General features: G+C 39.5%; 2 protein-coding genes. Both read left to right on the top strand.

Features of this window, described 5'->3' with window-relative positions; all coding sequences use genetic code 11:
* Positions 1-137 precede the first annotated feature (137 nt).
* Positions 138-1,475, top strand: coding sequence for a cellulase family glycosylhydrolase (locus AVL50_RS00360; RefSeq protein ID WP_063850496.1), 1,338 nt, complete (start codon positions 138-140; stop codon positions 1,473-1,475).
* A gap of 2 nt (positions 1,476-1,477) precedes the next feature.
* On the top strand, positions 1,478-3,259 hold the full coding sequence (locus AVL50_RS00355) for an arylsulfatase (protein WP_082795598.1): 1,782 nt from the start codon (positions 1,478-1,480) through the stop codon (positions 3,257-3,259).
* The last annotated feature ends 173 nt before the right edge of the window (positions 3,260-3,432 follow it).

Here is a 3,432-nt window from a genome sequence, read left to right as displayed (position 1 = left end):
GAAGTCAGGAGACTTCGCCAAAGGTAAGTTCCAAGTGACGCTATCGCTTAACACTTGAAACAGGGTAATCTTGATTTTTAACTATGGTGTACGAACCACTTTCCCTCTTCCCTTTAAAAATTATAAACATGAATGAAATGAAAAGATTAAATACACTATTACTATTTGTGCTCTTATTGGGAGTATCATGTGTAAAGCAAACCACGGAGCAAAACAACTCCGCTAAAAACAACTTTGTAACCATAGAAAATGGAGCCTTAATGCTGAATGGTCAACCTTACTATTTTATGGGTGCCAACTACTGGTACGGCATGAATATCGGTATGGAAAAATTAGGCGACCGTCAGCGTTTGGTCAATGAATTGGATCAAATGAAGGCCATGGGAATTACAAACTTGAGAATCTTGGCGTCTTCTGAGGGAGATGAAAGTCAAGCGTTCCAAGTGCATCCAACAATGCAATCTGCTCCTGGGAAATACAATAAAGAAGTACTAGAAGGGTTGGACTTTTTCTTAAGTGAGATGGGAAAAAGAGAGATGAAAGCAGTGATGGTATTGAACAACTTCTGGACTTGGTCTGGCGGTATGCCTCAGTACTTATTATGGGCTGGAAAAGGAGAAGTACCTTACCCTCAAATTTCTCAAGAATGGAATAAGTTCACGGATTATTCAAAGCAGTTTTATGCGAATGAAAAAGCCTCTAAAATGTTTGAAGATCACTTGAAAGTTCTGATTACGAGAACAAATACAGTTTCAGGAGTAAAATACACGGAAGATCCTACTATCATGTCTTGGCAATTGGGCAATGAACCAAGAGGATACAGCGAAGTGGAAGAGTATCATAAATGGATTGCAAAAACTTCAGCTTTAATTAAAGGTCTAGATCCAAATCATTTAGTATCAATTGGTTCAGAAGGAGATTCTCCAGGACCGGATGCGGGAATTAATCTTTTGAAAGACAGTGATGTAAAAGATATTGATTACGTAACGATTCACATCTGGGCTCAAAACTGGGGGTGGTATGACCCTGCAAAGCCAGAAGAGAAGTTTGACGAGACGAAGAAAAAAGTAAGAGAATATTTATACAAGCATGTAAATGATGCAAAGGCATTAGGCAAACCGGCTGTTTTAGAAGAGTTTGGAATTGCTCGTGACAATGATGATTATTCTCCTTCTGCGACTACAGTTTGGAGAGACAAATATTACAGTTTTGTGTTTGATGAAGTGTATCAATTAGCCAAAGAAAATGCTCCTATTTACGGGATGAATTTCTGGGCTTACTCAGGAGAAGGAAGACCTCCAAGACCAAAGGAATTTTGGAAGAAGGGAGACAATTTCTTAGGAGATCCTCCACATGAACCACAAGGATGGTACGGTGTATATGATAAAGACCAATCCACTATCCAAGTGATTGATGATTATGCAAAGAAAATGAACGGGTTAACATCAAAAGTGATTGCTGATAACGCTCAATAACCATGATGAAATCCATTAGAAATAGTATAAGTGTTTTGTGTGGCATGTTGCTCATACTCCTTCCGAAGGCGTATGGGCAAACAGCAACAACATCGCCTAATGTCATTGTGATTTTGACAGATGACCAAGGCTGGGGAGACTTTTCCTACACTGGCAATCAGTACCTTTCAACACCTCATTTTGATCAAATGGCGAGTGAAAGTGCAGTACTCAACCGTTTCTACGTGAGTCCGGTTTGTGCTCCTACTCGTGCGAGTGTTTTGACAGGTAGATACCATTTGAGAACAGGTGTTTCTTTTGTGACAAGAGGAAGAGAAAATATGAGGTCAGAGGAAGTGACCATCGCGGAAGCCTTCAAGTCAGCTGGATATACGACAGGTTGTTTTGGAAAATGGCACAATGGAGCACATTATCCTGAAAACCCACAAGGGCAAGGTTTTGATACTTTTTTAGGCTTCACTTCTGGTCACTGGAGTAATTACTTCGATACATCTTTGGAATACAATGGAGAAATGATTTCAACCAAAGGCTATATCACAGATGTATTGACGGATTCTACTTTGGCTTTTATGGATAGAAATAAAGAAAAACCGTTTTTTGCTTTCGTCCCATTGAATGCTCCTCACACACCCTACCAAGTAGGAGATGAGTACTATGATTTGTATAAAGACATTGATTTCGGTTACGGAGAAAAGCAAAACAAGAAGATAGCAACCATCTACGGGATGTGTAAAAATATTGATGATAACGTAGGAAGAATCCGTCAGTATTTAAAAGACAATGCTCTGGAAGAAAATACAATTGTCGTTTTCTTATCCGATAATGGCCCTCAAGGAGACCGCTACAATGGTCCTTGGAGGGGAGGGAAAACTTCAATTCACGAAGGTGGCTCGTTGGTGCCTTGTACATTGCAGTGGAAAGGAAAAATCAAACCAAGTCAGAAACAAGCACTAACAGCTCATATTGATTTGATGCCTACTTTATTAGGTTTGGCAGGGGTAGAAAAACCAAAAGAGGTGAAGTTTGATGGTGTGGATTTAAGTCCTTATTTATTGGAAAATAAAGCACCGGAATCGAGAAAATTATATACGCACATGACAGGTTTTGAAATCACTGCTGAAAGAGGTGCTGTAAGAGAAGGCGATTTTAGGTATACCACTGAATTTGGAAAAACAGGCTTATATAACTTAACAGAAGATCCTTCAGAAAAACACGATTTGCAATCTGAATTACCAGAAAAGGCAAAGGAAATGAAGGAGGCTTTCGAGGCGTGGTACACTGATGTAACTTCGGCAGGATTTGCTGATTTGAGAATCCCGATGGGGTATAAAGAAAGCCCAAGAGTGGTATTGGCAGTACACGAAAGCACTGGAAAAGGGGATTTAAAATTTAAAGCCAATGTCAATGGTTGGGCTCACGATTGGTTTTTAGTCAGTGGAGATGCCACGATTGAATGGCCCATCGAAATTGTAACTCCTTCTACTTTCCAACTTTCCTTAAAATATGCAGGACAGGCCGTAAAAGGAGATGTGATCGAAGTGATTTTTGGAGATCAAATCATCAAAAAGAAAATCAAAAAAGACTTCAAGCCTACAGCATTACCCACTCCTGATAGAGTAATGCGTGAGCAAGAAGCAGAAGAACAAACTTGGGGTACTTTGGATTTAGGAGCAATCACATTGCCTGCTGACAAAATCAAAACCTGCACGCTTAAAATCCATAAAAAAGGAGCGGGCGTATTGGAGGTGAAGGAAATAGTAAGTAGGAGAATGGCTTCTTTGTAGAATGATTAACATAAGTTTTTTCAAATTTGAATCTGGCGCAAGTGTTAAGCCGAAGGCGTCACTTGTGCTTGAATTTTGTGATAAGTCTGTAGACTTATAGCAAAAGAAAATGGATCTAAAAGTCAACAGACTTTTTACAAATAATAAGGTCCAAGTCACGCTTATAGCTTAAG

The sequence above is a fragment of the Flammeovirga sp. SJP92 genome (assembly GCF_001583495.1).
In the GTDB taxonomy this organism is placed as follows: domain Bacteria; phylum Bacteroidota; class Bacteroidia; order Cytophagales; family Flammeovirgaceae; genus Flammeovirga.
Note: the sequence above shows the minus strand (reverse complement) of the source record. Positions and strands in the feature narration are given on the sequence as shown.

Bases quoted from the DNA above. Each gene is read 5' to 3' on its own strand.
- AVL50_RS00360 (WP_063850496.1), top strand. From the start codon at position 138: ATGAAAAGATTAAATACACTATTACTATTTGTGCTCTTATTGGGAGTA.
- AVL50_RS00355 (WP_082795598.1), top strand. From the start codon at position 1,478: ATGATGAAATCCATTAGAAATAGTATAAGTGTTTTGTGTGGCATGTTG.